The organism is Variovorax sp. P5_A3 (genome assembly GCF_056400665.1).
The window spans coordinates 46,656-71,836 of sequence record NZ_JBFUKW010000010.1 but is presented as its reverse complement, the minus strand read 5'-3'; the positions used below and the strand labels follow the sequence as shown (position 1 = coordinate 71,836).

Here is a 25,181-nt window from a genome sequence, read left to right as displayed (position 1 = left end):
TTCAGGCCTCCTTCAATCTCTTCAAAATAGTTTCGCGAGAAAAAAGCGAGAGCACCGCATCGAGCGACGGCGTCTGTGATGTTCCCATCACAAGCACACGCACCGGCATCGCGAGTGCCGGCATTTTAAGACCATGCGCGGTCAGCACTTCCTTGATCGCGGATGCAATCGCAGCCTTGTCCCATGCGACTGTCGCGAGCTTGTCGACCAGCGTTGCGATGGCCGGACGCACTGCATCGGTGATGTGCTGTGCGCGGTCTGCTTCGCTGGGGGACACATCCGCATAGAAGGCCGCGGCCCAGTTCGCCAGTGCGACAGTGGTGTCGCAACGATCCTTGAAGAGGCCACAGATGGCAGGCAGTCGCTCGTCGGCGACGATGCCCTTCTTCTGCAACTGCTCAGCAGCCAAAGGAGCGAGCGCATCGTCAGCCATCGCCTTGAGATGTTGCGCATTGACCCAGCGCAGCTTGGTCTCATCGAACTGCGCGGCACTGCGTCCGAGGTGGTCGAGGTTGAACCATTCGATGAACTGCGCGCGCGAGAAGATCTCGTCATCGCCATGGCTCCATCCGAGGCGCGCGAGGTAGTTGACCATCGCGTCGGGCAGGAAGCCTTCGTCGCGGAACTGGGTGATGGGCTTCGCACCGTTGCGCTTGCTCATCTTCTCGCCCTGCTCGTTCAACACCGTGGGCAGATGCGCATACACCGGCGGCTCCTTGCCGAGTGCACGGAAGATGTTGATCTGGCGCGGCGTGTTGTTCACATGGTCGTCGCCGCGAATGACGTGCGTGATGGCCATGTCGATATCGTCGACCACGACGCAGAAGTTATAGGTGGGCGTTCCGTCCGGTCGCGCGATCACGAGATCGTCGAGTTCGTCGTTGCCGATCTCGATGCGCCCCTTGACCTTGTCGTCCCATGCGACCACACCGCCCTGTGGATTGCGAAAGCGCAGGACGGGCAGCACACCCTCAGGCACCTGCGGCAGGGTCTTGCCTGGCTCCGCCCGCCAGGTGCCGTCGTAGCGCGGCTTTTCCTTGGCAGCCATCTGCTTCTCGCGCAGTGCATCGAGCTCAGCCACGCTCATGTAGCAGGGATAGACCTGGCCAGCTGCCTGCAATTCGGCGAGCACGGCCTTGTAGCGGTCCATGCGCTGCATCTGGTAGTACGGACCTTCGTCGTGATCGAGGCCGAGCCACTGCATGCCTTCGAGGATCACGTCGACCGCAGCCTGCGTGGAGCGCTCGACATCGGTGTCCTCGATGCGCAGGATGAAGTCGCCGCCGGTCGAGCGCGCAAAGGCCCACGGATAGAGCGCCGAGCGGATGTTGCCGAGGTGGATGAAGCCGGTCGGCGAGGGAGCGAAACGGGTGCGTGTCTTCTGTGTCATGCCAGGGTGCTCAGACCGCGCAACAAGTCGGCCTTGATGTCTTCGATGTGGTCGAGGCCGACCGCGACGCGGATCAGGCCTTGACCGATGCCGGCCGCCAGACGTTGCGCTTCGGTGAGGCGCCCGTGCGATGTGGTGGCCGGATGGGTGATGGTGGTCTTGGTGTCACCGAGGTTGGCGGTGATGCTGAGTACGCGGGTGCTGTCGATCACCTGGAAGGCATTCGCACGAGCCAGTTCCGGCCCGTCGCCCTTCACGTCGAAGGACACCACCGCGCCACCCAGCCCGGACTGCTGGCGCATGGCCAGCGCGTGCTGGGGGTGCGAGGCAAGCCCCGGATAGTAGACACGTGCGACGCCCGGCTGCGTTTCAAGCCACTGAGCCAGCGCGAGCGCACCGGCGCAATGCGCCTGCATGCGGATGCCCAAGGTCTCCAGTCCCTTGAGGACGATCCATGCGTTGAACGGCGACAGCGCCATGCCCGCCGTACGCACCACGGGGCCGAAGACTTCATTGATCAGCTTCGACGATCCGCAGATCGCGCCTGCGAGCACGCGGCCCTGGCCTTCGAGGTACTTGGTGCCCGAATGGATGACCAGGTCGGCGCCCCATTCGGTCGGCCGCTGCAGTGCCGGCGAGCAGAAGCAGTTGTCGACGACCAGCAGCGCACCCGCGTCGTGCGCGAGATCGGCCAACGCGCGGATGTCGCAGACATCGGTCAATGGATTGGTCGGCGTCTCTGCAAAGAGCAGCTTCGTGGTCGGGCGGATCGCCGCCTTCCACTCGGCAACATCGGTCTGCGAGACGAACGTGGTCTCGACGCCGAACTTGCCGAACTCGCGGCCGATCAGGTTGAGCGTCGAGCCGAACACCGAGCGCGAGCACACCACGTGGTCGCCCGCCTTCAACAGCCCCATGCACATCATGAGGATCGCGCCCATGCCGCTCGAAGCCCCGATAGCGGCCTCGGTGCCTTCGAGCGCGGCGAGACGGCGCTCGAAGCTGGCCACGGTCGGGTTCGAGGTGCGCGTGTAGGTGAAGCCTTCTTCTGTGCCTGCAAAGCGGCGCGCGGAGGTCTCCGCATCGGGCTGGACGAAGCTGCTCGTGAGAAACAGCGCCTCGGAGTTCTCGCCGTACTGGCTCCGGTCGAGCGCAGTACGCACCGCGAGCGTGTCACGGTGCAGACCGGGCGGAAGAGATCGTTCGGTCACGTTGACTTTCAGCTCAGATTGGGCAATGCGAGGCGCGACGAGTCTTCCTCGTTTTCCTCGATGCGCGGACGGTTGCCGTTCATGCGCGTGATGGCTTCGGTATCGATGTCACCGGTCACGTAGACGCCGTCGAAGCACGATGCATCGAATCCGTCGAGCTTCGAATTGAGGGAACCGATCGCGCGCTTCATCGCGTCCACGTCCTGGTAGATCAGGGCGTCGCAGCCGATCAGCTCGCGAATCTCCTCGACGGTGCGATCGTGCGCAACCAGTTCGTCCTTGGTCGGCATGTCGATGCCGTAGACGTTGGGGTAGCGCACCGGCGGCGCCGCGCTGGCGAGATACACCTTGCGCGCGCCCGCATCGCGGGCCATCTGGACGATCTCGCGGCTCGTGGTGCCGCGCACGATCGAGTCGTCGACCAGCAGCACGTTGCGCCCCTTGAACTCGCTGCCGATCACATTGAGCTTCTGACGCACCGACTTCTTGCGCACGCCCTGCCCCGGCATGATGAAGGTGCGGCCCACATAGCGGTTCTTCACGAATCCTTCCCGGTAGGGAACACCAAGCAGATGCGCCAGTTGCGTCGCGCTCGGCCGGCTCGATTCGGGGATCGGGATGATCACGTCGATCTCGCTCGGCGGCACGGTCGAGACCACGCGCTTGGCAAGGGTCTCGCCCAGGTTCAGGCGCGCCTGATAGACCGAGATCCCGTCCAGCACGGAATCGGGACGCGCCAGGTAGACGAATTCGAAGATGCAAGGGTTGAGCGTCGGTGAATCGGCGCACTGCTCGGCATGCACCTGGCCCTGCAGGTCGACGAACACAGCTTCGCCTGGCGCGATGTTGCGCTCGAACACATGGCCCGAGCCTTCGAGCGCGACCGATTCGCTGGCCACCATCACGGTGCCGTCCGCGCCGCGGCCCATCGCGAGCGGGCGAATACCGTAGGGATCGCGGAATGCGAGAAGCCCATGGCCGGCGATGAGCGCCACGACGGCGTAGGAACCACGCAGGCGCCGGTGCACATTGCGCACTGCCTCGAACAGGTTCACGGAATTGAGCGCCCCGCCCCGCGTGGCGCGATCGATCTCGTGCGCCAGCACGTTGAGCAGCACCTCGGAATCGCTCTCCGTGTTGGTATGGCGGTGGTCGGTGGAGAACAACTCGGCCCGCAGCGCATGCGCATTGGTGAGGTTGCCGTTGTGCACCAGCACGATGCCGAAAGGCGCATTCACGTAGAAGGGCTGCGCCTCTTCCTCGCTGTAGGCGTTGCCCGCGGTCGGATAGCGAACCTGGCCCAGGCCCACGTCACCGGGCAAGCCGCGCATGTTGCGGGTGCGGAACACGTCGCGCACCATGCCCTTGGCCTTGTGCATGAAGAACTTGCGTTCCAGCAGCGTGACGATGCCCGCCGCGTCCTGGCCGCGATGCTGCAGCAGCAACAGCGCGTCGTAGAGCAATTGATTGACGGGAGCGTTGCTGACAACGCCGACGATTCCACACATGAAGCGATCCTCTCAGGGCAGGTAGCTTGCCAACTTTTCAGGCAAAGCGGGTTTCAGGCCCTGCAATGCCGCATCGAGAACAATGGCGCTTCGCGATTCGTGCCACCAGGCACTGTCGCTCAACGCCAGCAAATGAACAACAACCGCCGTGGCGAGCAGTGCGACCGCGCCACGCACCACGCCGAAGGCGCCGCCGAGAACGCGGTCCACCGGCCGCAATCCGATCGCGGCAACGAGCTTGCGCGTGAGCGACGCCACCATCCCCACGGTGAAGGCCACAGCCACGAACACCAGCACGAAGCCCGCCGCGTAGCGCCACGTCGCCGCCGGATCGCCGAAGGGCAACCACCGGCCCACGTCGTCCGCCAGCCATTGCGCGCAAAGGAAGGCAAGCACCCAACCCGCCAGCAGCATCACCTCGAACACCAGCCCCCGAAACAACCCCAGCAGCATCGAAACCACCAGAAGCGCGACAGCGATCCAGTCGAGCAGGGCCACGTCGGTCAGCGTTGGCTACAAGCTGAGGACGGCTGCCGGCAATGACAAGCCCTTGACCTTGCTGGCAGCGCGGTCGGCCTCGGCGCGAGAGGCGAAGGGCCCGACACGCACACGCGTGCGCTCGCCATCGGCCGTCTTCGCGACGTGCGTGTAGGTCTTGAGTCCTGCCTTTTCGAGTTTCTGGCGCACTTCCTTGGCCTTGTCGGCATCGGCAAAGGCGCCGACCTGGACCACGAAGCGACCATTTTCGTCGGCTGCGGCGGTCGGCTTGGCAGCGGCGGCCGATGCGGCCTTGCCTTCGAGCAATGCACGGGCACGGTCGCCGTCGTCAGCGGACTTGGGCGCCGCGGGTTTGGGCTCCGGCTTCGGCTCGGGCTTGGCTTCCGCCCTGGCTTCGGGCTTCGGCTTGGGTTCTGGTTTGGGTTCGGACTTAGCCTCCGTCTTGGCCGGAGGCTTTGCTTCCGGCGCCGGCTCGGCCCTGGCTTCTACGGCTGGCGCGGACGGCGGTAGCTTGCCGGTCGGAATCTCGGTGCCATCCGCCGCCTCGGTGATGATGCCGCCACCGCCGGATGCGGGCGCCGGATTCGCGCCGGAGTTGCTCGAAGTCGCGGGGGCAGGCGTGGACGGAAGCGTCAGTGGCTTGGTCTTGTTGCGGTCGGGGATCTCGATCGGGATGTCGACCGAAATGGGACGCGGCTGGGTATCGAAGAGCAAGGGAAAGCCGATCACGCCGATCAGCACCAGCACGGCGGCGCCGACCAGTCGATGACGCGCACGGCGGCGCATCGCTTCGATGCTCTCCGCCGGTGCCGCGGCGACCGTGCTGTTTCGCCCTTCGTTGCCCTGAGGACCGCGTGTGCGGAACTTGAAGAACGCCATGAAATTCGTTTTCCTGATGGAGTGCAGCGTGAGGTGGAGAGGCGCCGGAAATCAGGGCTTTTTCAGGAGCCGGGAGACAAGTGCCTGGCTCGCAGACGGGGTGTTCCGTGCTCGAGCACACCACCCACGGTGAAGAACGATCCGAAGACGACAATTCTATCAGTGGGGTCGGCGCGATCGATGGCCGCCTGCAGCGCCTCCATGGGCGCGGCGTGCACGCTGCCGGAGACATCGGTGCGCGTGTTCTGCGCCTTCCATCGGGCGAGCAGATCCGAAGCCTTCGCGGCGCGTTCGGTCGGCAGATCGGTGAAGTACCAGCGGTCGATCATCGGGCCGATGCGGGCGAACATGGGCGCCACATCCTTGTCGGCCATGACGCCGAAAACGGCGTGGGTGGTCGGATAGAAACCCATTGCGTCGAGGTTCTCGGCAAGCGCGGCGACCGCATGAGGGTTGTGCGCCACGTCGAGCACCAGGGCGGGCTCGCCCGGGATGATCTGGAAGCGCCCGGGCAGTTCGACCATGGCGAGTCCGTTGCGCACCGCCTGCGCGGTGATCGGCAGGCGCTGACGCAACGATTCCAGCGCCGCAAGCACCCCCGCCGCATTGACCAGTTGGTTGGCACCACGCAGCGCCGGATAGGCCAGGCCGCTGTAACGACGACCCCGGCCGCTCCAGCCCCATTGCTGCTTGTCGCCCGACACATTGAAATCGCGACCGACCAGCCAGAGATCGGCCCCGATCGCATTGGCATGGTCGATCACGCTCTGCGGCGGAACCGGATCGCTCACGATCGCCGGCCGGCCCGCCCGCAAGATGCCGGCTTTCTCGAAACCGATGCTTTCGCGATCGGGGCCGAGGTAGTCCATGTGATCGAGGTCGATGCTGGTGATCACCGCGCAGTCGGCATCGACGATGTTGACCGCATCCAGCCGTCCGCCGAGGCCGACTTCGAGAATGGCGACATCGGGCTTGTTCGCGGCGATGCACAGCAGGATGGCGAGCGTGGTGAACTCGAAATAGGTCAGCGCAACGTCGCCGCGCCCTTGCTCCACCGTTTCGAAGTGCTTCGCCAGCTCGTCGCCGTCGACGGCTTCGCCGGACAGGCGCAGGCGCTCCTCGAAGCGCACCAGGTGAGGCGAGGTGAACACAGCGGCGCGATAGCCGGCATGCGTGAGGATCGACTCGAGCATGGCGCAGGTCGAGCCCTTGCCGTTGGTGCCCGCCACCGTGATCACCGGGCAGTCGAAAGAAAGATTCAGCCGCTGGGCGACCGCGCGGACCCGGTCGAGGCCGAGTTCGATGTTCTTGGGGTGCAGGCGCTCGGCATGCGAGAGCCAGTCTGCGAGGGATTTCATGGAGGCCGGAATTGTCGCCGACCTGCGCCGCAGGCATCATCGCCGGATGACAACCCTCTACGGCATCCCGAACTGCGACACCGTCAAACGCGCCCGCGCCTGGCTCGACGAACATGGCATCACCTACCGTTTCCACGACTTCAAGAAGGAAGGCGTACCCGAGACAGAACTCGACAAGTGGCTGCAGGCCCCTGGCTGGGAAGCCCTGGTGAACCGCCGCGGCACCACCTGGCGCCGCCTCGACGACGAAACCCGTGCAGCGGTCGTCGATGCCGCATCGGCACGCGCGGCGCTGCTTGCCAATCCGAGCCTGATCAAGCGGCCGGTGGTCAACTGGGGTGCCGGATCCGGCGTTACAACGGGGTTCGACGCCGCCCTCTGGAAAAGCCACGTTGTGTAAACGGTTGAACCTCGACCGTGCGCGTGCCTCCAACCAGGTCGCGTGGGGGCTCGACGCCCCGTTCCAAAGGAGTTGAAATGAATACAAAGATCGTTCGCAGAATCGCAACCGTATCGGTGCTGGCCGCATTGGCAGGAGGAGCCACGCTGGCCCAGGCGGAGCAAGTGTTGGCCCGGGTGATTTCGTCCACGCCGGTGGCCGATTCCAGCGGCGGCACCAGCTACAACGTGACCTACGAATACGCCGGTCGCCAATACACGACCCGCACCGCAACGCCCCCCGGACAGAGCATCTCGATCGATGTCGGCTCCTACGGCGTCGCGACGACCTCCCCCGTGGCGCCGCAGTCGCAGTTCGCGCAAGGCGCGCAGTTCCCGCAAGGACAAGGACCCGACTACAACAACCAGCCGGACTGGAGCAATGTGGTCCCGGAGCAGGGCCTCGTGGTGTCGGGCGGCGGTGCGCCCGCGCCCGTGTATGCGCCCGCTCCCGTCTACGTGCAGCCGGCGGCTCCCGTGTACTACCCGGCGCCTGCCTACTACCCGGCACCGGCCTACGCTTATCCGCAGCCCTACGCCTACCCACCCATCGGCATCTCGCTGGGCTTCGGCTACTCGCGCGGCTGGGGCGGTCGCTGGCGCTGATCGCCAGTCAGGCCGGGGGGCCGGCCGGCAAAGCCTAAAATCACGGGCTTTTCCAACCATTGCACGGGCGCGTCTTGCAACGGCGCGCTGCTGATTGCCGACCGCAACCAGCGCCAGGCCCTCCTATCCAATGAGCACAACCGACTTCCTCCAGAGCGCCGCGGTATCGACCAAGGCGAATGTGTATTTCGACGGCAAATGCGTGAGCCACAGCCTCACGCTTGCTGACGGCACCAAGAAATCGGTCGGCGTGATCTTGCCGTCCGCCCTCACCTTCAATACCGGCGCCCCGGAAATCATGGAAGGCACCGCCGGCAGCTGCGAATACAAGCTCTCCGGCAGCGATGAGTGGGTGGCTTCGGGCGTGGGCGACAAATTCAGCGTGCCGGGCAACTCCACCTTCCAGATCCGCGTCAGCGGCGAGCCCTACAGCTACATCTGCCACTTCGGCTGAACCGGGATTCCGAGCATGTCCACCATCCTCCAGAACGTTCCCGCCGGCCAGAAGGTCGGCATCGCCTTTTCGGGCGGCCTCGACACCAGCGCTGCGCTGCACTGGATGCGCAACAAGGGCGCGATCCCCTACGCCTACACCGCCAACCTCGGCCAGCCCGACGAACCCGACTACGACGAGATCCCGCGCAAGGCCATGTTGTACGGCGCCGAAATGGCGCGCCTGATCGACTGCCGCACGCAACTCGCGGCAGAAGGCCTCGCAGCCCTGCAAGCCGGCGCCTTCCATGTGACCACGGCCGGCGTGACCTACTTCAACACCACCCCGCTGGGACGCGCCGTGACCGGCACCATGCTGGTCTCCGCCATGAAGGAAGACGATGTCCACATCTGGGGCGACGGCAGCACCTACAAGGGCAACGACATCGAGCGCTTCTACCGCTACGGTCTGCTCACCAACCCGGCGCTGAAGATCTACAAGCCCTGGCTGGACCAGACCTTCATCGACGAACTGGGCGGCCGCGCCGAGATGTCGGAATTCATGCAGAAGGCCGGCTTCGCCTACAAGATGTCGGCCGAGAAGGCCTACTCCACCGATTCCAACATGCTGGGTGCGACGCACGAGGCCAAGGATCTGGAGCACCTGGACAGCGGCATGAAGATCGTCCAGCCGATCATGGGCGTCGCCTTCTGGAAGGACGAGGTCGAAGTCAAGCGCGAGGAAGTCACCGTGCGCTTCGTCGAAGGCCGTCCGGTCGCCATCAACGGCGTCGAATACGCAAGCCTGGTCGACCTGATCCTCGAAGCCAACCGCGTCGGCGGCCGCCACGGCCTGGGCATGAGCGACCAGATCGAGAACCGCATCATCGAGGCGAAGAGCCGCGGCATCTACGAGGCTCCGGGCCTCGCGCTGCTGTTCATCGCCTACGAGCGCCTGGTCACCGGCATCCACAACGAGGACACGATCGAGCAGTACCGCGACCACGGCCGACGCCTCGGCAGGCTGCTGTACCAGGGCCGCTGGTTCGACCCGCAGGCCATCATGCTGCGCGAGACGGCCCAGCGCTGGGTGGCGCGTGCGATCACCGGCGAAGTCACCGTCGAATTGCGCCGCGGCAACGACTATTCGATCCTGAACACGGTTTCGCCCAACCTCACGTACAAGCCCGAGCGGCTGACGATGGAAAAGGGCGAGTCGAGCTTCTCGCCCGCCGATCGCATCGGCCAGCTGACCATGCGCAACCTCGACATCGTCGACACGCGCGAGAAGCTGGCGATCTATACGCAGGCGGGACTGCTGTCGTCACCCCAAGGCGCGTCTCTCCCGCAACTTAAAAACGACGACTCCAAATAGGTCGACGCTCGCTTCCAGGAATACCGCGGAACCGGCTCCGCCGGGCCGCCGGTATTGCCCCCGGCAGGGGGTGGGCGTCTACACGAAGTGAGTAAGCCTGGGGGCGAGTCAAACCACCACAGGTTCCGGTTCCAGGCGGATTCCGAAACGCTCGTAGACGCTGGTCTGGATCGCCTTGGCGAGCGTCATCACCTCGCCGCCGGTCACCGGGTTGGTCTTGCCGCCCCGATTGACCAGCACAAGCGCCTGGCGCTCGTACACGCCGGCGTTGCCGACCGACTTGCCCTTCCAGCCGCAGGCATCGATCAGCCAGCCGGCCGCCAGCTTGATGCTGCCGTCCGCCATCGGGTAGTGAACGATCTTGGGGTCGCGGGCAATGATGTCGGCGCATTGCTCAGGCGTCACGGTCGGGTTCTTGAAGAAGCTGCCGGCATTGCCGAGCACGCGCCAGTCCGGCAGCTTGGCTCGGCGGATCGCGCAGACCCAGTCGAAGATCTCCATCGCGCTGGGCGTGAAGTTGCCGGTTTCGGCCATCTTGCGTTCCAGGTCCAGGTAGCCGAGCACCGGCTTCCAGGGCTTGGGCAGGCGGAAACGCACGCGCGTGATCAGCGCACGCCCAGCCAGCCCGAAATCGTTGTCGCCGCTGGCCACGTGCTTGAAGACCGAATCGCGATAGCCGAACGCGCATTGCCCGGCGTCCAGCGTGAAGGTGCCACCCGTTTCGAGGTCGATCGCGTCGAGGGAGTCGAAGCGATCCTGCAATTCGACGCCATAGGCGCCGATGTTCTGCACCGGCGAACCACCCACCGTTCCGGGAATCAGCGCCAGGTTTTCCAGGCCGGGATAGCCCTGCTCCAGCGCCCACAGCACCGTGTCGTGCCACACCTCGCCGGCGCCCGCCTCCACGATCCAGGTGCGCGGCGTCTCTTCGACGAGGCGCAGTCCCTTGATTTCGACCTTCAGAACGAGCGGCTTGACGTCGCCCGTGAGCACGATGTTGCTGCCGCCGCCCAGCACGAATTTCGGCGAATCCCGCCATTTCGCGTCGGCCAGCAGTGCGCCGACATCGGCCTCGCCGGCGATGCGCGCCAGGTGCTGCGCGCGCGCGACGATGCCGAAGCTGTTGTGCTGCTGCAGCGGTACGTTGTGCTCCACGATCATGGGAGAATTGTCGCATTCGGACGCCGCGCGGCACTGCGCGCGGCCTAATCAATCCAGTTGCTGCCCGGAGCCTTCATGCCGTCTTTCGACACTGTCTGTGAACCCAACCTGCCCGAGGTCAAGAACGCAGTGGAGAACACCGCCAAGGAAATCGCCACCCGCTTCGACTTCAAGGGCACCGCGGCCGCCGTCGAGCTCAAGGACAAGGAAATCACCCTCGTCGGCGACGCCGAATTCCAGCTCGTGCAGGTCGAGGACATCCTGCGCGCCAAGCTCACCAAGCGCAGCGTCGACGTGCGCTTTCTCGACAAGGGCGACGTCCAGAAGATCGGCGGGGACAAGGTCAAGCAGGTCATCAAGGTCAAGAACGGCATCGAATCCGAAACGGCCAAGAAGATCACGCGCCTCATCAAGGACAGCAAGCTCAAGGTGCAGGCCGCGATCCAGGGCGACGCGGTGCGGGTGACCGGCGCCAAGCGCGATGACCTGCAGGCCGCGATGGCGATGATCAAGAAGGACGTGCCCGACATGCCCCTGTCCTTCAACAACTTCAGGGACTGATGGCACACCCCCAGGCTCGCCCACTTCGTGTGGCCGCCACCCCCCTCGCCGGGGGCAATACCTGCGGACCGGCGAAGCCGGATCCGCGGTATTTCTGGCGTTCGGGTCGCGGGTTGATGCTTGCGCTGCTGGCGGGTGTCTGCGCTTTTGCGCATGCGCAGTCGGTGATGCTCACCGGCACCATCGGAAGCCGCGCGATCCTGATCGTGAACGGCGGCGCGCCGAAGACTGTGGCAGTCGGGGAGACCTTCCAGGGCGTCAAGCTGTTGTCGCTCCAAGGTGAACAGGCGACCGTCGAGGCGGCAGGAAAGCGTGTCGCGCTACGCATGGACACGCCGGTCAGCATTGGCGGCGGTGGCGGCTCCGGGGGCGGCGGCAACCGGATCGTGCTGCCGGTTTCGAGCGGCGGGCATTTCATGGCGCAGGGCGCGATCAACGGGCGCTCGGTGAGCTTCATGCTCGACACCGGCGCCACCACTGTGGCGATGTCGGCGGCCGATGCACAACGCATCGGGCTCGACTTCTCCAAGGGTGAGCCCGTGCGGATGAACACCGCGAACGGCGTCGCACTGGGCTATCGGTTGAACCTGAATTCCGTGCGCGTCGGCGACGTGGAGGTCTACGACGTCGAAGCCATCGTCTCGCAACAGCCGATGCCCTACATCCTGCTGGGCAACAGCTTCATCAACCGCTTCTCGATGCGGCGCGACGCGGATCAGATGGTCCTGGAAAAACGCTTCTGACGGCTCAGGCGGCTGCGGCCGTCACCACGATCTCGATCTTGTAGGCGGGGTTGGCCATGGCAGCCTGCACCGTCGCGCGCGGTGGCGTGTTGCCGGCCGGAATCCACGCATCCCACACCTCGTTCATCGCCACGATCTCGGAGATATTGGCCAGGAAGATCTGCGTCATCAGGATGCGCGATTTGTCACTGCCCACTTCCGCCAGCAGGCGGTCGACCATCGCGAGCACCTGCGCGGTCTGGCCGCGGATGTCCTGCGTCGTGTCGTCGGGCACCTGCCCGGCGAGGTAGATCGTGCCGTTGTGCACCGCTGTCTCGCTGAGGCGCGGGCCGACGTGGAAGCGTTGGATGGATGCCATGACGTGTTCCTATTTCTATTTCTTCGAGCCGAGCTTCGACTCGGTGCCGGCCGCGAGCCGGCGGATGTTTTCGCGGTGCCGCCAGATCAGCAGCAGGCTGATCGACACCAGGGCCAGCAGCACCGCAAGGTCCAGCGGCCAGGCGATCTCGCCGCCGATGAGATAGTAGGCCGGGGCAAAGAAGGCGGCCACAATGGAGGCCAGTGACGAATAGCGGAAGAAGACGGCGATGATCAGCCACGTGCCGCCGGTCGCAACGCCCAGCAGCCAGTTGATGCCGACCAGCGCGCCTGCAGCCGTCGCGACGCCCTTGCCGCCCTGGAATCCGAAGAACACGGGGTAGAGGTGACCGAGAAACGCGGCCAGGCCGGCCACCGCCGCCGTGCCCTGACCCATGCCGAAGCCCTGCCCGTAGTGCTGGATCAGGAACACCGGCACCCAACCCTTGAGCGCATCGAGCAACAGCGTTGCAAGGGCCGCGCCCTTGTTGCCCGAACGCAGCACGTTGGTGGCGCCCGGGTTCTTGCTGCCGTAGCTGCGCGGGTCGGCCATGCCGAGCGCTTTGCTGACGATCACCGCAAAGGACAGCGAACCCAGCAGGTAGGACAGGACGATCGCGATCAGCGAAGGAAGATAGGAACTCACAGTGTCTCCGGGCCGGCAAACCCGGCGGCGCGCCTCCGAACGAGGCAGCCGGCTATTCTGCCAGCGCGCACTGCACCGGCTTGGCGCCGAGAAGACTGACGCAGACCTGCGGGTCGATACCGACGAGATAGCCGCGCCGCCCGCCGTTGATGGCGATCTTCGGCAGATCGAGGATGGTCGACTCGATGTACACCGGCATCTCGCGCCGCGTACCGAAGGGCGAGGTGCCGCCCACGAGATAGCCGCTGTGACGGTTCGCGACTTCCGGCTTGCAGGGCTCGACCGACTTGGCGCCGATCTGGCGCGCCAGGTTCTTGGTCGACACCGTGCGGTTGCCGTGCATCAGGACGATCAGCGGCTTCGCGTCCTGGTCCTGCATCACCAGCGTCTTCACCACGGTGAAGGGGTCGAGGCCAAGCACCTCGGCGCTGTGCTGCGCACCGCCGTGCTCGAGGTACTCGTAGGGATGCTCGGTGAATGCGACGCCGTTCGCCCGCAACAATTGCGTCGCGGGCGTTTCCGAAACGTGCGTCTTCTTGCTCACGGCTTGGTGGTCAGGCAGCCGGGTCGCGCATTTCCCAGCGGATCTTGTCGATTTCCGCCAAGAGCTCGGGCGAGAGCTTCGTGCCCCATGCGTCCAGGTCCTCGTCGAGTTGGGCCACGGAAGTCACGCCGATGATGGTGCTCGCCACTTGCCACTTGGTGTAGCAGAAGGCCAGCGCCAGTTTGGCCGGTGTGAGGCCATGGTCCTTCGCCAGCGCGTTGTAGCGGCGCGCGGCCTTGAGCGCGTCGGGACGGCCCCAGCGTTGATTGCGCACCGATTCGTAGCTGGAGATGCGCGCGCCCTTCGGCGCATCGGGGCCTTCGGTGCCGCTCTGGTCGTACTTGCCGGTCAGGAGGCCGAAGGCCAGCGGCGAGTAGGCCAGCAGCGAGACGCCGAGGCGGTGCATCGTTTCGTCCAGCCCGTTCTCGAGCGCCCGGCTGACCAGGCAATAGACGTTCTGCACTGTCGCCACTCGCGGCAGGCCGTGCTGCTCGGCGAGCCGCACGAACTCGTGCACGCCGTATGGCGTTTCGTTCGACAGGCCGATCGCGCGCACCTTTCCAGCCTTGACCAGCTTGCCCATCGCTTCGAGTTGCTCATGGATCGAGGTGGCCGACCTTTCCTTGGTCGGGTCGTAGTACATCGCGCCGAAGGCAGGCACATTGCGCTCGGGCCAGTGGATCTGGTAGAGGTCGATCACGTCGGTCTTCAGCCGCTTGAGGCTGGCCTCGCAAGATGCGGTGATGTCGGCGGGCGTCATGCCGTCGCCTTCCCGAACCCACGGCATGCCGCGCGAAGGGCCAGCGACCTTGCTCGCCAGCACGACCTTCTGGCGCATCCCGGGGTTCTTTTCGAACCAGTTGCCGATGATGGTCTCGGTGGCGCCGAAGGTTTCCTTGCGGGCCGGCACCGCGTACATCTCGGCCGTGTCGATGAAATCGATGCCCCGTTCGAGGGCGCGATCGAGGACAGCGTGGGCGGTGGATTCGTCGACCTGCTCACCGAAGGTCATGGTGCCGAGGCAGATCGGCGTGACGTGAAGGTCGCTCTGACCGAGTTGGATTTTTTGCATGGAGCGAAATGCTACCCGTTGGCACGCCGACCTGCTCTGACGTGTCGTGCACCTGACTGTGGGGTCGGCGCCGCCTCCGTATCATCGACGCCGATGTACCAAGCCCTCCGCCCCTCGCGCAGCGAATTCGTTCCCGTCCGCAACCTGAGCTACCACGTGCGCGCCTGGGGCGAACCGACACAAGCCCGTCCGCCGCTGGTGCTCCTCCACGGCTGGATGGACGTCGCAGCTTCCTGGCAGTTTGTCGTCGACGCGCTGGCCGATGCCCGCTGGGTGCTGGCGCCCGATTGGCGCGGCTTCGGCCTGACTGCCGGCGGCAAGGTCGACAACTACTGGATGCCCGACTACCTGGCCGACCTCGACTGGCTGCTCGACCACTATGCGGGCGACACCCCCGTCGACCTGGTCGGCCACAGCATGGGCGGCAATGTCGCGATGCAATATGGCGGTGTCCGGCCGCAGCGGATTCGCCGGCTGGTCAACCTCGAGGGCTTCGGCATGCCCGCCTTCGAGCCAAACCAGGCGCCGGGCCGCTACGCCAAGTGGATCGACGAGCAAAAGCGGTTGCATCGCGGCGAGATGGCGCTCGCGAGCTACTCGGCGGTCGACGGTGTCGCGCGCCGCCTCATGAAGACCAACCCGCGCCTCTCCCAGGACAAGGCCGACTGGCTCGCCGCCCACTGGTCCGCCCCGCGGCCGCATGCGGATGGCGGGGACCGGTGGGAGATCCTGGGCGATCCGGCCCACAAGATCATCAACGCCCACATCTTCCGCTGCGACGAGATGCTGGCGCTGTACGCCGCCATCACGGCGCCCGTGCTGGCGGTGGAAGCCTCGGACGACAGCCTTAGCCAATGGTGGAAGGGCCGCTACACCCTGGCCGAGTACCACGAGCGCCTGAAGAAGGTGCCCAACGCGCGCATCGCCAGCGTCGAGGAGGCCGGCCACATGCTGCATCACGATCAGCCCGCCCGTGTGGCGGCGCTCATCGAGGAATTCCTGGCGGCGTAGGCGCCCGGAAGGGGTCGGCGCCGGCCTGATCGCCCTTCCGGCTTCAGGTCTGTCGACCATGAGAAAATGCACGGTTTTCCCCGAAACCGTCAGGACACCCCATGGATGCAGAGCAAATCAACCAAATCGGCGCAACCCTCGCGGACCTGAGCGCCCGGACGGTCGATTTACGGAGGTATCTTTGACTACGATGCCAAAGCCGAACGTCTGAGGACGGTCAACGCATCGCTCGAAGATCCCAACGTCTGGAACGACCCGAAGAAGGCCCAGGAACTGGGCCGCGAGAAGAAGTCGCTGGATGACGTGGTCGTCACGCTCGACCGGCTCACCAGCGGGCTCTCGGACAACACCGAGCTTTTCGAGATGTCGAAGGAAGAAGGCGACATGGACGGCCTCCAGTCCATCGCCGACGACGCCGCCAAGCTCGAAGCCGACATCAAGCAGCTCGAGTTCCGCCGGATGTTCAACAACCCGGCCGATCCGCTGAATGCCTTCGTCGACATCCAGGCCGGCGCCGGCGGCACCGAGGCCTGCGACTGGGCCAGCATGCTGCTGCGCCAGTACCTGAAGTACGCCGAGCGCAAAGGCTTCAAGACCCAGATCGAGGACGAGACGCCGGGCGACACCGCCGGCATCAAGGGCGCGACCATCAAGGTCGAGGGTGACTACGCCTTCGGCCTGCTGCGCACCGAGACCGGCGTGCACCGGCTCGTGCGCAAGTCGCCCTTCGATTCCTCGGGCGGGCGCCACACGAGCTTCGCGAGCATCTTCGTCTACCCGGAAATCGACGATTCGATCGAGATCGAGATCAACCCGGCCGACGTGCGCACCGACACCTTCCGCGCCAGCGGCGCCGGCGGCCAGCACATCAACAAGACCGACTCGGCGGTGCGGCTCACGCACATCCCGACCGGCATCGTGGTGCAGTGCCAGGACGGCCGCAGCCAGCACAGCAACCGCGACGTCGCCTGGAAACGCCTGCGCTCGCGCCTGTACGACCACGAGATGCGCAAGCGACAGGAAGAACAGCAGAAGCTCGAGGACAGCAAGACCGACGTCGGCTGGGGCCACCAGATCCGCAGCTACGTGCTGGACAACAGCCGTATCAAGGACCTGCGCACCAACGTCGAAATCTCGGCCACGCAGAAGGTACTCGACGGAGACCTTGACGCCTTCATCGAAGCCTCGTTGAAACAAGGGGTCTGATGCAAGGCGCGACGCACAAGGTGGAAGCACTGATCTTCGACATGGACGGCACCATGGTCGACTCCATGCCCTGGCACGCCAAGGCATGGGTCGAGTACGGACGCCGCAACGGCCTCGACATCGACGTGCCGCATTTCATGCGCCGCACCACCGGCCGCACGGCCTTCGAATGCGCCTGCGAGCTGATGGGCCGCGAGGTCACCGAAGCCGAGAGCGCCGAGATCACGCACCAGAAGGAATCGATCTACCGCGAACTCTTCGGCGCAGAGTTCCGCGAGGTAGCCGGCTTCCGCGCCTTTGCCGGCAACGCGGTGGCGCGCGGGCTCAAGATCGCGGTCGGCACGGCAGGCGACAAGCACAACATCGCCTTCACGATGTCGAACCTGCGCCTGGCGCCCGCCCCGCTCGCCATCGTCGGCGGCGACGAGGGCCTTCCGGGCAAGCCGCAACCCGCCATCTTTCTCGAAGCCGCGCGCCGCATCGGCGTGGCGCCTTCGCGCTGCGTCGTCTTCGAAGACGCGCCCTTCGGCATCGAGGCCGCGCGCCGCGGCGGGATGCTCGCGGTGGCGGTCTGCACCACCCACAGCGCCTCCGAACTCGCAGGGCCGCACGTGATTGCGGCTGTGCGTGACTACAACGAACTAGCCAACTCAAACTTTCTGGAGACACTCGATGCTGTTGCGTGATGCCCAAGGCCAACCGATCGCGATCCGTCGCGAGGACTACAGCGCGCCTGCCTACTGGATCGACACCGTCGACCTCACCTTCGACCTCGACCCCGCCAAGACCCGCGTGCTCAACCGCATGCGCCTGCGCCGCAATCCCGATGTGGCGCCCGAGCCCCTTCGCCTCGATGGCGACGAGCTGAACCTCGCCCGCGTACTGGTCGACGGCCAGGGCGCTTCGTTCCGCATGGATGTCGACCAGCTCGTGATCGACAACCTGCCCGATGCCTTCGAGCTGGAGATCTTCACCACCTGCTGCCCGGTGAAGAACACCAAGCTCATGGGCCTTTTCGTGAGCGAGGACACCTTCTTCACGCAGTGCGAGGCCGAAGGCTTCCGCCGCATCACCTACTTCCTCGACCGTCCGGACGTGATGGCGAGCTACACCGTCACCCTGCGCGCCGCGAAGGCCGCCTACCCGGTGCTGCTGTCCAACGGCAACCTCGTCGAGCAGGGCGACCTGCCCGAAGGCCGCCACTTCGCGAAGTGGGTCGACCCCTTCCGCAAGCCGAGCTACCTCTTCGCACTGGTCGCCGGCAAGCTGGTCGCGCGCGAGCAGCGCATCAAGGCGCGCAACGGCAAGGAGCACCTGCTGCAGGTCTACGTGCGCGCCGGCGACCTCGACAAGACCGAGCACGCGATGAACTCGCTGATCAATTCGGTGATGTGGGACGAAGCCCGCTTCGGACTGCCGCTGGACCTCGACCGCTTCATGATCGTCGCGACCAGCGACTTCAACATGGGCGCGATGGAGAACAAGGGCCTGAACATCTTCAACACGAAGTACGTTCTCGCCAACCAGGCCACCGCCACCGACGCCGACTACAGCAACATCGAGAGCGTGGTCGGCCACGAGTACTTCCACAACTGGAGCGGCGACCGCGTGACCTGCCGCGACTGGTTCCAGCTCTCGCTCAAGGAGGGCCTCACGGTCTTCCGCGACCAGGAGTTCAGCCAGGACCTGTGCGCCGAGGCGTCCGCGCGCGCCGTCAAGCGCATCGAGGACGTCCGCGTGCTGCGCACCGCGCAGTTCCCTGAAGACGCAGGCCCCATGGCTCACCCGGTGCGGCCCGACAGCTACATCGAGATCAGCAACTTCTACACCGTCACCATCTACGAGAAGGGTGCCGAGGTCGTGCGCATGATGCAGACGCTGGTCGGCCGCAAGGGCTTCGAGCGCGGCATCACGCTCTATTTCGAGCGCCACGATGGCCAGGCGGTGACTTGCGATGATTTCGCGCAGGCCATCGCCGATGCCAATCCCGAATCCGACCTCGCGCGCCTGCTGCCGCAGTTCAAGCGCTGGTACAGCCAGGCCGGCACGCCGCGCCTCGCCGCGCACGGCGTCTACGATTCGGGCGCGCGCACCTACACGCTGAGCTTCGTGCAAAGCTGCCCGCCCACGCCGGGCCAGCCGGTGAAGGATCCGTTCGTCATCCCCGTGAACATCGGCCTGCTGGGCGCCGACGGCCGCGAACTGCCGCTGCAACTCGAAGGTGAATCGAACGCCGTGCAAGGCACGCGCACCCTCGTGCTGACGCGCGCTGGCGAGCAGGTCACTTTCGTCAACCTCGACGCCGAGCCGGTCCCTTCGATTCTTCGCGGCTTCAGCGCACCGGTGATCCTGGACTACGAGTACAGCGACGCCCAGTTGCTCACGCTGCTGGCGAACGATCCCGATCCGTTCAACCGCTGGGAAGCAGGCCAGCGCCTCGCTCTGCGCGCCGCAATCCGCGCGATCGCCACACCCGCAAGCCCGAACGAACAGCCGTTGAACGAAGCGTTCATGGAGGCAATGCGCGGCGTGCTGCGCCATCCGACGCTCGATGCCGCGTTCAAGGAACTCGTGCTGTCGCTGCCTTCGGAAACGTACATCGCCGAGCAACTCGAAGTCGTCGATCCGCAGCGCGTGCACGCCGTGCGCGAAGCCATGCGCGCGCAACTTGCCACCGCGCTCTTCGCCGATTGGGAACAAGCCTACGAACAGAACCGCGACACCGGCGCGTACACGCCCGACCCGGTCTCCTCGGGCCGCCGCGCGCTGGCCGGGATCGCGCTGACCCATCTGTGCATCGCCGCGCGTGCCTCGGGCGAGGCGATATGGCCCGGCAAGACCCTGCAGCGCTTCAAGGACGCGGGCAACATGACCGACCGATTCAACGCCCTCAATGCGTTGGTCTCATCGGGCCACGCACTGGCGGCGCAGGCGCTCGCCCGCTTCCACGAGATCTTCAAGGACGAGGCGCTCGTGATCGACAAGTGGTTCTCGCTGCAGGCCGGCGCACCCGACCGTGGCGGCGACATCCTGCCGCTGGTGAAGCAGTTGATGAAGCACCCGGATTTCTCGATCAAGAACCCGAACCGCGCGCGCAGCGTGATCTTCAGCTACTGCAGCGCCAACCCGGGCGCTTTGCACCGACCCGACGCCGCCGGCTATGTGTTCTGGAGCGACCGCGTGATCGAACTCGACGCGATCAATCCGCAGGTCGCCGCCCGCCTTGCGCGTGCGCTCGACCGCTGGTGCAAGCTGGCAGAACCCTATCGCAGCGCCGCGCGCGAAGCCATCGCTCGCGTGGCCGCCCGTCCAGATCTCAGCAAGGACACCCACGAGGTCGTGACACGCGCGCTGACGGCCTGACCTACAAGGAACCCCGAATACATGGCTCAACACAAGATTTCACTCACCCGCTACCTCGTCGAACAGCAGCGCGCCGACGGCCTCATTCCCGGCCAGTTGCGCCTGCTGCTCGAAGTGGTCGCGCGCGCCTGCAAGAGCATCAGCCAGGCCGTCAACAAGGGCGCGCTGGGTGGCGTGCTCGGCACGGCCGAGAGCGAGAACGTGCAAGGCGAGATCCAGAAGAAGCTCGACATCATCGCCAACGAGGTGCTGATCGAAGCCAACGAATGGGGCGGCCACCTCGCCGCGATGGCCAGCGAGGAGATGGACAGCATCTACGTCGTCCCGAATCGCTATCCGCAAGGCGAATACCTGCTGCTGTTCGATCCGCTTGACGGCTCCAGCAACATCGATGTGAACGTCAGCATCGGGACCATCTTCAGCGTGCTCAAGAAGCCCGACGACACGCCGGGCGTGCAGGAAGCCGACTTCCTGCAGGCCGGCAGCAAGCAGGTGGCCGCGGGCTATTGCATCTACGGCCCGCAAACGACGCTGGTACTGACCGTCGGCAACGGCGTCGCGATGTTCACGCTCGATCGCGAGCAGGGTTCCTTCATGCTCACGCAGGAAGACATCCAGATTCCGGCTGATACCAAGGAATTCGCGATCAACATGAGCAACATGCGCCACTGGGATGCCCCGGTGAAGCGCTACATCGACGAATGCCTCGCCGGCAAGGAAGGCCCGCGCGGCAAGGACTTCAACATGCGCTGGATCGCCAGCATGGTGACCGATGTGCACCGCATCCTGATGCGCGGCGGCATCTTCATGTACCCCTGGGACAAGCGCGAGCCCGAGAAGGCAGGCAAGCTGCGCCTCATGTATGAAGCGAACCCCATGAGCTGGCTCGTCGAGCAGGCCGGCGGTGCGTCGACCAACGGCCGGCAACGGATGCTCGATCTGGAGCCATCGAAGCTCCACGAACGTGTCGCTGTTGTGCTGGGGTCAAAAAATGAAGTGGAGCGGCTGACGCGCTATCACGACCCGCTATAATCGAGAGCTTAGCCGGTGTAGCTCAGTCGGTAGAGCAGCTCATTCGTAATGAGAAGGTCGGGTGTTCGATTCATCTCTCCGGCACCAAGTACAGCAAGGAAAGCCCGCTATCGAAAAGATAGCGGGCTTCTCTGTTTCTGGGGACCCGCAGGCAAGCTGCAGGCAATCTGGCCGAACGCTCAGCCATACCGGACGAAGAAGCACTGGAACCCTGAGCGCTTTCAGCTCTTGCGCTGAGTCTTCACGGTCTTTTCATACACGCGCGGTTTCGTCAGCACCTCGTGGCGCAGCGCCTGCTCCAGTTCGTCCTCCGTCATCAGCTTGCGCCGGAGCACGACCTCGCGCACGTTGGTCCCGTTGGCATAGGCCTCGGCCGCGACCTCGGTCGCTTCCTTGTAGCCGATGATCGGATTGAGCGCCGTCACGAGCGCGATGGAGCGCTCGATGCTTTCCTTCAGCCGATCAGGGTTGGCCGTGATGCCTCGCACGCAACGCTCGCCCAGCGTGTTGCACGCAGCCGTCAGGTGCTTGAAGCTGCGGAACAGCGCGGTGGCGATGATGGGCTCGAAGGCATTGAGCTGCAGTTGCCCGGCCTCCGCGGCGAAGGTCACCGTGAGGTCGTTGCCGAAGACTTCGAACGCGACCTGGTTGACGACTTCCGGAATCACCGGATTGACCTTGCCCGGCATGATCGACGAGCCCGCCTGCATGGGTGGAAGGTTGATCTCGCCGAAACCCGAGCGCGGGCCACTGGACAGCAGTCGCAAGTCGTTGCAGGTCTTCGACAGCTTCACCGCGATGCGTTTCAGCACGCCGGAGAGCTGTACGAAGGCGCCGCAATCCTGCGTCGCCTCGATCAGGTTCGGCGCCGTGCTGAGTTCGATGCCCGTGATCCGCACCAATGACTTCAGCGCCTTGCCCGCGTACTCGGGATGCGCGGTGATGCCCGTGCCGATGGCCGTCGCGCCGAGGTTGATCTCGCGGATCAGCAGGGATGCCTCGCGCAGCCGCGCCAGGTCTTCTTCCAGCATGACCGCATAGGTCGAGAATTCCTGGCCGAGCGTCATCGGCACGGCGTCCTGCAACTGGGTGCGGCCGATCTTGAGCAGCGGCGCGAACTCGATCGCCTTCACGGCGAAATCGGCGCGCAGCTTGTCCATCGCGACGAGCAGGCGATCGATGGCGAAGCAGGTCGCAATGCGCAGCGAGGTCGGATAGACGTCGTTGGTGCTCTGCGCCATGTTGACGTCTTCGTTCGGGTGCAGGTACTTGTACTCGCCCCGCTGGTGGCCGAGGATTTCCAGCGCCCGGTTGCAGATCACCTCGTTCGCGTTCATGTTGGTCGAGGTGCCCGCGCCGCCCTGGATCATGTCGACGACGAACTGGTCGCGCAGCGCGCCCTTGCGGATCTCCTCGCAGGCGGCGACGATGGCGTGGAGCTTGGCTTCCGGCAGCAGGCCCAGTTCGGCGTTCGCCTCCGCAGCGGCCTGCTTGACCGACGCCAATGCCACCAGGAGTTCGGGATAGGCCGAGATGGTCGTACCCGAGATCTGGAAGTTCTCCTGCGCACGGAGCGTGTGCACGCCGTAGTACGCCTCGGCGGGCACTTCGCGGTCGCCGAGCAAATCGTGTTCGATGCGGAATTGGCTCATGTCGATCCTTCGTTGGTGCCCTGTGTCGAGCGTTGTCTCCAAGCGGGTTATCCATGAATGCCGGTCCGCGGTCAAATGCGCCTGCGTTGGCGGGCACTCGCATCAGTCGTGCATCAGCTCCTGGATCAACTCCCGAACGATCGCCAGGCCTGGCGCCTCGGTGCGCCGGCGCAGCGTCACCAGGCCGAAGCGCGCGACTCTTTCGATCGGCGGCGTCATCCGGAGCTCGACCAGATCGGGCGCAGCCGCGCGAATGGCCAGCAGGACGGCGTCGCTATGCCGTGCCACGTCGACCAGGCTCGCGACCTCCTCGCATTGGAGGGTCACGCAATGCTCCGGGTGCGCGTCGGGGCCGTAGGTCTCGATCAAGCTGCGCGCCACCTCGTCGCTGAGCGGCGTGGAGGCGATCGGATAGCGCCGCACCGCCTCGAAGGTCACCCCCTTGCGCAGGCGGGTCAACGGGTGTCCGCGGCGGCACATGAAGACGCCTCGCATCTCGCGCAGCTCGCTCACCTGCAGGTCGACAGCGGGCACCAGCGAACGGGCGTCGAGCACCAGCGCGTCGAGCGTGCGCGCGCGCAAGGCCTGCGTGAGCAGGTCGGTGCCGCCACGCGCGACGACCACGCGCACTTTCGGATGCCTCGTCGCCATGCGCATCAGCAGCGGCGTCATCAGCATCGCCCCGGGACCGGAACCCATGCCCACGCGAAGCGCACCGCCCTGCCCTTCCTGCATCTGCCGCCCGCTGTCGCGCAAGTCGCCGGCCTCGAACACCAGTTGCCGGGCGCGCTCGACCACCTCGTGGCCGAATGAAGTGAGTTCGCTGCGGCGCCCGACACGGTCGAACAGGGGCATGCCCAGCTCGTCCTCGAGCGCACGGATGCTGCGGCTGAGCGCCGGCTGCGTGATGTACAGCGTCTGCGCGGACTTGCTGAACGAGCCGCTCTCCGCCAGCGCGATCAGGTGCCTCAGTTGAACGAGCGTCATGCACAGTCCTCTGCATTTCCATGAGTTCAGGTAATGCTAATCCCAACAACAATGCATTGGATGTTCTTTGACAGGACTCCTACGATGCGCCTGCGCCCCACCACACCGAGGCGCCGTCGCCGAGCCAGTCATTGAAGAGGCGCACCTGAAGGCGCCAAGAGGAACCCCATGAAGTCGTTCATCCAGCGTTCGATCGCCGCCGGCCTGTTGCTGCTGGCCGCCGGCGCCGCCCTCGCCCAGGGCTTCCCGACCAAGCCCGTGAACCTGATGGTTCCGTACCCCGCAGGCGGACCGTCCGATGCGGCGGCGCGCGTTTTCGCCACGCCGCTCGGCAAGGAACTGGGCCAACCACTGATCATCGAGAACCTCGGCGGCGTCGCCGGCGCGCTGGCGGCGCAAAAGGTGCTCGCGGCACCCGCGGACGGCTACTACCTCTTCCAGGGCTCGCCGAACGAGGTGATCCTGGCGCCGCTCGCCAATGCCGCCGTCAAGCTCAAGGCCGAGGACTTCCGGCTCGTCCATCCGGTGACCGATGCGGTGATGGTCTTCGTCACGCGCAAGGACCTGCCCGTGAACAACGTCGACGAACTGATTGCCCTGGCGCGCAAGTCGAAGGACAAGCCCCTGACCTACGGCAGCGTTGGCATCGGGTCGCTGTATCACCTGATCCTCGAGGACGTGCAGCACCGCACCGGCACCCAGATGATTCATGCGCCGTACAAGGGTAACGCGCCGCTGCTGCAGGACATCGGCGGCGGGCAGGTGGACTTTGCCGTGCTGGTCTACAGCGCCGGCATGGGTGCCATGGCCGACCAGGGCCGGCTCAAGGTGATCGGCCAGCTCGGTGCGCAGCGCTCCGAATTGCTCAAGAACGTGCCGACCGTCAGCGAAGGCAAGGAGCTGAAGGACTTCTCGTACAAGATCTGGAGCGGCTTCATGGTGCCGAAGAACACGCCGGAAGACGTTGTCCAGCGCCTGCACAAGGCGATCGGAACCACGCTGCAGGACCCCGGCGTACGCTCGCAACTGGCGGCACAGACGCAACTGGCATCGCCGCCGATGACGCTGGCCGAATCGGCGAAGTTCTACGACGCCGAGATTGCGCGCTACCGCGCCATCGCCAAGACCATCAACCTGCAACCGCAGTAGGG

General features: G+C 65.3%; 25 protein-coding genes and 1 tRNA gene. 13 read left to right on the top strand and 13 right to left on the bottom strand.

Going from position 1 to position 25,181, the window contains the following annotated elements; translation table 11 throughout:
• Position 1 precedes the first annotated feature (1 nt).
• The 6 genes from gltX to folC all read right to left on the bottom strand — a co-directional run bounded on the left by gltX (position 2) and on the right by folC (position 6,856).
• Positions 2-1,390: a glutamate--tRNA ligase gene (gene gltX, locus AC1D3B_RS17235; protein ID WP_478191874.1), complete on the bottom strand. Its 1,389-nt coding sequence runs from the start codon at positions 1,388-1,390 to the stop codon at positions 2-4.
• Positions 1,387-2,601 (bottom strand): O-succinylhomoserine sulfhydrylase, encoded by a 1,215-nt coding sequence (locus AC1D3B_RS17230; RefSeq protein WP_478191873.1) that lies wholly within the window; start codon positions 2,599-2,601, stop codon positions 1,387-1,389. Before AC1D3B_RS17230 ends, gltX begins: the two co-directional genes overlap by 4 nt.
• Positions 2,602-2,609: 8 nt before the next feature.
• Complete coding sequence (gene purF / locus AC1D3B_RS17225; protein ID WP_478191872.1) at positions 2,610-4,109, bottom strand: amidophosphoribosyltransferase; 1,500 nt, start codon at positions 4,107-4,109, stop codon at positions 2,610-2,612.
• Between the two features lie 12 nt (positions 4,110-4,121).
• Positions 4,122-4,607 (bottom strand): CvpA family protein, encoded by a 486-nt coding sequence (locus AC1D3B_RS17220; protein WP_478191871.1) that lies wholly within the window; start codon positions 4,605-4,607, stop codon positions 4,122-4,124.
• Positions 4,608-4,622: 15 nt separating this feature from the next.
• Positions 4,623-5,486, bottom strand: coding sequence for an SPOR domain-containing protein (locus tag AC1D3B_RS17215; protein WP_478191870.1), 864 nt, complete (start codon positions 5,484-5,486; stop codon positions 4,623-4,625).
• Between the two features lie 62 nt (positions 5,487-5,548).
• Positions 5,549-6,856, bottom strand: a complete 1,308-nt coding sequence (gene folC, locus AC1D3B_RS17210) for a bifunctional tetrahydrofolate synthase/dihydrofolate synthase (RefSeq protein WP_478192077.1) — start codon at positions 6,854-6,856, stop codon at positions 5,549-5,551.
• Positions 6,857-6,890: 34 nt separating this feature from the next.
• On the opposite strand from folC, the gene AC1D3B_RS17205 reads away from it, so the two are divergent.
• From AC1D3B_RS17205 to argG, 4 genes are all read left to right on the top strand, one after another.
• Positions 6,891-7,244: an ArsC family reductase gene (locus tag AC1D3B_RS17205; protein WP_478192076.1), complete on the top strand. Its 354-nt coding sequence runs from the start codon at positions 6,891-6,893 to the stop codon at positions 7,242-7,244.
• 77 nt (positions 7,245-7,321) lie between these two features.
• On the top strand, positions 7,322-7,888 hold the full coding sequence (locus AC1D3B_RS17200) for a hypothetical protein (RefSeq protein ID WP_478191869.1): 567 nt from the start codon (positions 7,322-7,324) through the stop codon (positions 7,886-7,888).
• 130 nt (positions 7,889-8,018) lie between these two features.
• Positions 8,019-8,342, top strand: a complete 324-nt coding sequence (gene ppnP, locus AC1D3B_RS17195; RefSeq protein ID WP_478191868.1) for a pyrimidine/purine nucleoside phosphorylase — start codon at positions 8,019-8,021, stop codon at positions 8,340-8,342.
• A 15-nt stretch (positions 8,343-8,357) separates the two neighbouring features.
• Entirely contained in the window at positions 8,358-9,695 is a 1,338-nt protein-coding gene (argG, locus tag AC1D3B_RS17190) for an argininosuccinate synthase (RefSeq protein ID WP_478191867.1), read from the top strand.
• A gap of 108 nt (positions 9,696-9,803) precedes the next feature.
• On the opposite strand, the gene murB is transcribed toward argG, so the two are convergent.
• The gene (gene murB, locus AC1D3B_RS17185; RefSeq protein ID WP_478191866.1) at positions 9,804-10,856 is read right to left on the bottom strand and encodes a UDP-N-acetylmuramate dehydrogenase; all 1,053 of its coding nucleotides are present in this window, start codon (positions 10,854-10,856) and stop codon (positions 9,804-9,806) included.
• Between the two features lie 75 nt (positions 10,857-10,931).
• Here murB and AC1D3B_RS17180 point away from each other — a divergent pair, with 75 nt between their 5' ends.
• On the top strand, positions 10,932-11,417 hold the full coding sequence (locus AC1D3B_RS17180; RefSeq protein ID WP_478191865.1) for a YajQ family cyclic di-GMP-binding protein: 486 nt from the start codon (positions 10,932-10,934) through the stop codon (positions 11,415-11,417).
• A gap of 116 nt (positions 11,418-11,533) precedes the next feature.
• Positions 11,534-12,160, top strand: coding sequence for a retropepsin-like aspartic protease family protein (locus AC1D3B_RS17175; protein ID WP_478192075.1), 627 nt, complete (start codon positions 11,534-11,536; stop codon positions 12,158-12,160).
• Between the two features lie 4 nt (positions 12,161-12,164).
• Here AC1D3B_RS17175 and AC1D3B_RS17170 read toward each other — a convergent pair whose 3' ends face one another.
• Genes AC1D3B_RS17170 through AC1D3B_RS17155 form a run of 4 tightly spaced genes read right to left on the bottom strand, consistent with a single transcriptional unit; the run spans position 12,165 to position 14,779 of the window.
• Complete coding sequence (locus tag AC1D3B_RS17170; RefSeq protein WP_435515071.1) at positions 12,165-12,518, bottom strand: RidA family protein; 354 nt, start codon at positions 12,516-12,518, stop codon at positions 12,165-12,167.
• Positions 12,519-12,533: 15 nt separating this feature from the next.
• Positions 12,534-13,163: a glycerol-3-phosphate 1-O-acyltransferase PlsY gene (plsY, locus tag AC1D3B_RS17165; protein ID WP_478191864.1), complete on the bottom strand. Its 630-nt coding sequence runs from the start codon at positions 13,161-13,163 to the stop codon at positions 12,534-12,536.
• Between the two features lie 52 nt (positions 13,164-13,215).
• Positions 13,216-13,707: an aminoacyl-tRNA deacylase gene (locus AC1D3B_RS17160; protein ID WP_478191863.1), complete on the bottom strand. Its 492-nt coding sequence runs from the start codon at positions 13,705-13,707 to the stop codon at positions 13,216-13,218.
• Between the two features lie 10 nt (positions 13,708-13,717).
• Positions 13,718-14,779, bottom strand: a complete 1,062-nt coding sequence (locus tag AC1D3B_RS17155) for an aldo/keto reductase (protein WP_478191862.1) — start codon at positions 14,777-14,779, stop codon at positions 13,718-13,720.
• A 93-nt stretch (positions 14,780-14,872) separates the two neighbouring features.
• Here AC1D3B_RS17155 and AC1D3B_RS17150 point away from each other — a divergent pair, with 93 nt between their 5' ends.
• The 6 genes from AC1D3B_RS17150 (at position 14,873) to AC1D3B_RS17125 (ending at position 21,478) form a co-directional block, all read left to right on the top strand.
• On the top strand, positions 14,873-15,790 hold the full coding sequence (locus AC1D3B_RS17150; protein WP_478191861.1) for an alpha/beta fold hydrolase: 918 nt from the start codon (positions 14,873-14,875) through the stop codon (positions 15,788-15,790).
• A gap of 101 nt (positions 15,791-15,891) precedes the next feature.
• Positions 15,892-16,996 (top strand): peptide chain release factor 2 gene (prfB, locus tag AC1D3B_RS17145; protein WP_435515077.1). Its coding sequence is split into 2 segments (ribosomal slippage): positions 15,892-15,972 and positions 15,974-16,996, totalling 1,104 coding nucleotides; the frame shifts between segments, so codons are not numbered across the junction.
• A complete protein-coding gene (locus AC1D3B_RS17140) occupies positions 16,996-17,682 on the top strand; it encodes an HAD family hydrolase (protein WP_478191860.1) in 687 nt (228 codons plus the stop codon). The genes prfB and AC1D3B_RS17140 overlap by 1 nt, the downstream gene beginning before the upstream one ends.
• Positions 17,669-20,359: an aminopeptidase N gene (pepN, locus tag AC1D3B_RS17135; protein WP_478191859.1), complete on the top strand. Its 2,691-nt coding sequence runs from the start codon at positions 17,669-17,671 to the stop codon at positions 20,357-20,359. The genes AC1D3B_RS17140 and pepN overlap by 14 nt, the downstream gene beginning before the upstream one ends.
• A 21-nt stretch (positions 20,360-20,380) precedes the next feature.
• Positions 20,381-21,391, top strand: a complete 1,011-nt coding sequence (locus AC1D3B_RS17130) for a class 1 fructose-bisphosphatase (RefSeq protein ID WP_478191858.1) — start codon at positions 20,381-20,383, stop codon at positions 21,389-21,391.
• Between the two features lie 11 nt (positions 21,392-21,402).
• Positions 21,403-21,478, top strand: a tRNA-Thr gene (locus AC1D3B_RS17125).
• A 134-nt stretch (positions 21,479-21,612) separates the two neighbouring features.
• Here the strand turns inward: AC1D3B_RS17125 and AC1D3B_RS17120 are convergent.
• Both AC1D3B_RS17120 and AC1D3B_RS17115 read right to left on the bottom strand, forming a co-directional pair.
• On the bottom strand, positions 21,613-23,043 hold the full coding sequence (locus tag AC1D3B_RS17120) for an aspartate ammonia-lyase (protein WP_478191857.1): 1,431 nt from the start codon (positions 23,041-23,043) through the stop codon (positions 21,613-21,615).
• A 102-nt stretch (positions 23,044-23,145) separates the two neighbouring features.
• Entirely contained in the window at positions 23,146-24,030 is an 885-nt protein-coding gene (locus tag AC1D3B_RS17115) for a LysR family transcriptional regulator (protein ID WP_478191856.1), read from the bottom strand.
• Positions 24,031-24,198: 168 nt separating this feature from the next.
• On the opposite strand from AC1D3B_RS17115, the gene AC1D3B_RS17110 reads away from it, so the two are divergent.
• Positions 24,199-25,179 (top strand): tripartite tricarboxylate transporter substrate binding protein, encoded by a 981-nt coding sequence (locus AC1D3B_RS17110; RefSeq protein ID WP_478191855.1) that lies wholly within the window; start codon positions 24,199-24,201, stop codon positions 25,177-25,179.
• Positions 25,180-25,181 lie beyond the last annotated feature (2 nt).

Excerpts from the sequence above, each read along its gene's own strand:
- gltX (WP_478191874.1), bottom strand. The coding sequence starts at position 1,390 with ATGACACAGAAGACACGCACCCGTTTCGCTCCCTCGCCGACCGGCTTC.
- purF (WP_478191872.1), bottom strand. The coding sequence starts at position 4,109 with ATGTGTGGAATCGTCGGCGTTGTCAGCAACGCTCCCGTCAATCAATTG.
- AC1D3B_RS17215 (WP_478191870.1), bottom strand. The coding sequence starts at position 5,486 with ATGGCGTTCTTCAAGTTCCGCACACGCGGTCCTCAGGGCAACGAAGGG.
- AC1D3B_RS17205 (WP_478192076.1), top strand. The coding sequence starts at position 6,891 with ATGACAACCCTCTACGGCATCCCGAACTGCGACACCGTCAAACGCGCC.
- AC1D3B_RS17200 (WP_478191869.1), top strand. The coding sequence starts at position 7,322 with ATGAATACAAAGATCGTTCGCAGAATCGCAACCGTATCGGTGCTGGCC.
- ppnP (WP_478191868.1), top strand. The coding sequence starts at position 8,019 with ATGAGCACAACCGACTTCCTCCAGAGCGCCGCGGTATCGACCAAGGCG.
- argG (WP_478191867.1), top strand. The coding sequence starts at position 8,358 with ATGTCCACCATCCTCCAGAACGTTCCCGCCGGCCAGAAGGTCGGCATC.
- murB (WP_478191866.1), bottom strand. The coding sequence starts at position 10,856 with ATGATCGTGGAGCACAACGTACCGCTGCAGCAGCACAACAGCTTCGGC.
- AC1D3B_RS17180 (WP_478191865.1), top strand. The coding sequence starts at position 10,932 with ATGCCGTCTTTCGACACTGTCTGTGAACCCAACCTGCCCGAGGTCAAG.
- AC1D3B_RS17175 (WP_478192075.1), top strand. The coding sequence starts at position 11,534 with ATGCTTGCGCTGCTGGCGGGTGTCTGCGCTTTTGCGCATGCGCAGTCG.
- AC1D3B_RS17170 (WP_435515071.1), bottom strand. The coding sequence starts at position 12,518 with ATGGCATCCATCCAACGCTTCCACGTCGGCCCGCGCCTCAGCGAGACA.
- AC1D3B_RS17155 (WP_478191862.1), bottom strand. The coding sequence starts at position 14,779 with ATGCAAAAAATCCAACTCGGTCAGAGCGACCTTCACGTCACGCCGATC.
- AC1D3B_RS17150 (WP_478191861.1), top strand. The coding sequence starts at position 14,873 with ATGTACCAAGCCCTCCGCCCCTCGCGCAGCGAATTCGTTCCCGTCCGC.
- AC1D3B_RS17140 (WP_478191860.1), top strand. The coding sequence starts at position 16,996 with ATGCAAGGCGCGACGCACAAGGTGGAAGCACTGATCTTCGACATGGAC.
- pepN (WP_478191859.1), top strand. The coding sequence starts at position 17,669 with ATGCTGTTGCGTGATGCCCAAGGCCAACCGATCGCGATCCGTCGCGAG.
- AC1D3B_RS17130 (WP_478191858.1), top strand. The coding sequence starts at position 20,381 with ATGGCTCAACACAAGATTTCACTCACCCGCTACCTCGTCGAACAGCAG.
- AC1D3B_RS17120 (WP_478191857.1), bottom strand. The coding sequence starts at position 23,043 with ATGAGCCAATTCCGCATCGAACACGATTTGCTCGGCGACCGCGAAGTG.
- AC1D3B_RS17115 (WP_478191856.1), bottom strand. The coding sequence starts at position 24,030 with ATGACGCTCGTTCAACTGAGGCACCTGATCGCGCTGGCGGAGAGCGGC.
- AC1D3B_RS17110 (WP_478191855.1), top strand. The coding sequence starts at position 24,199 with ATGAAGTCGTTCATCCAGCGTTCGATCGCCGCCGGCCTGTTGCTGCTG.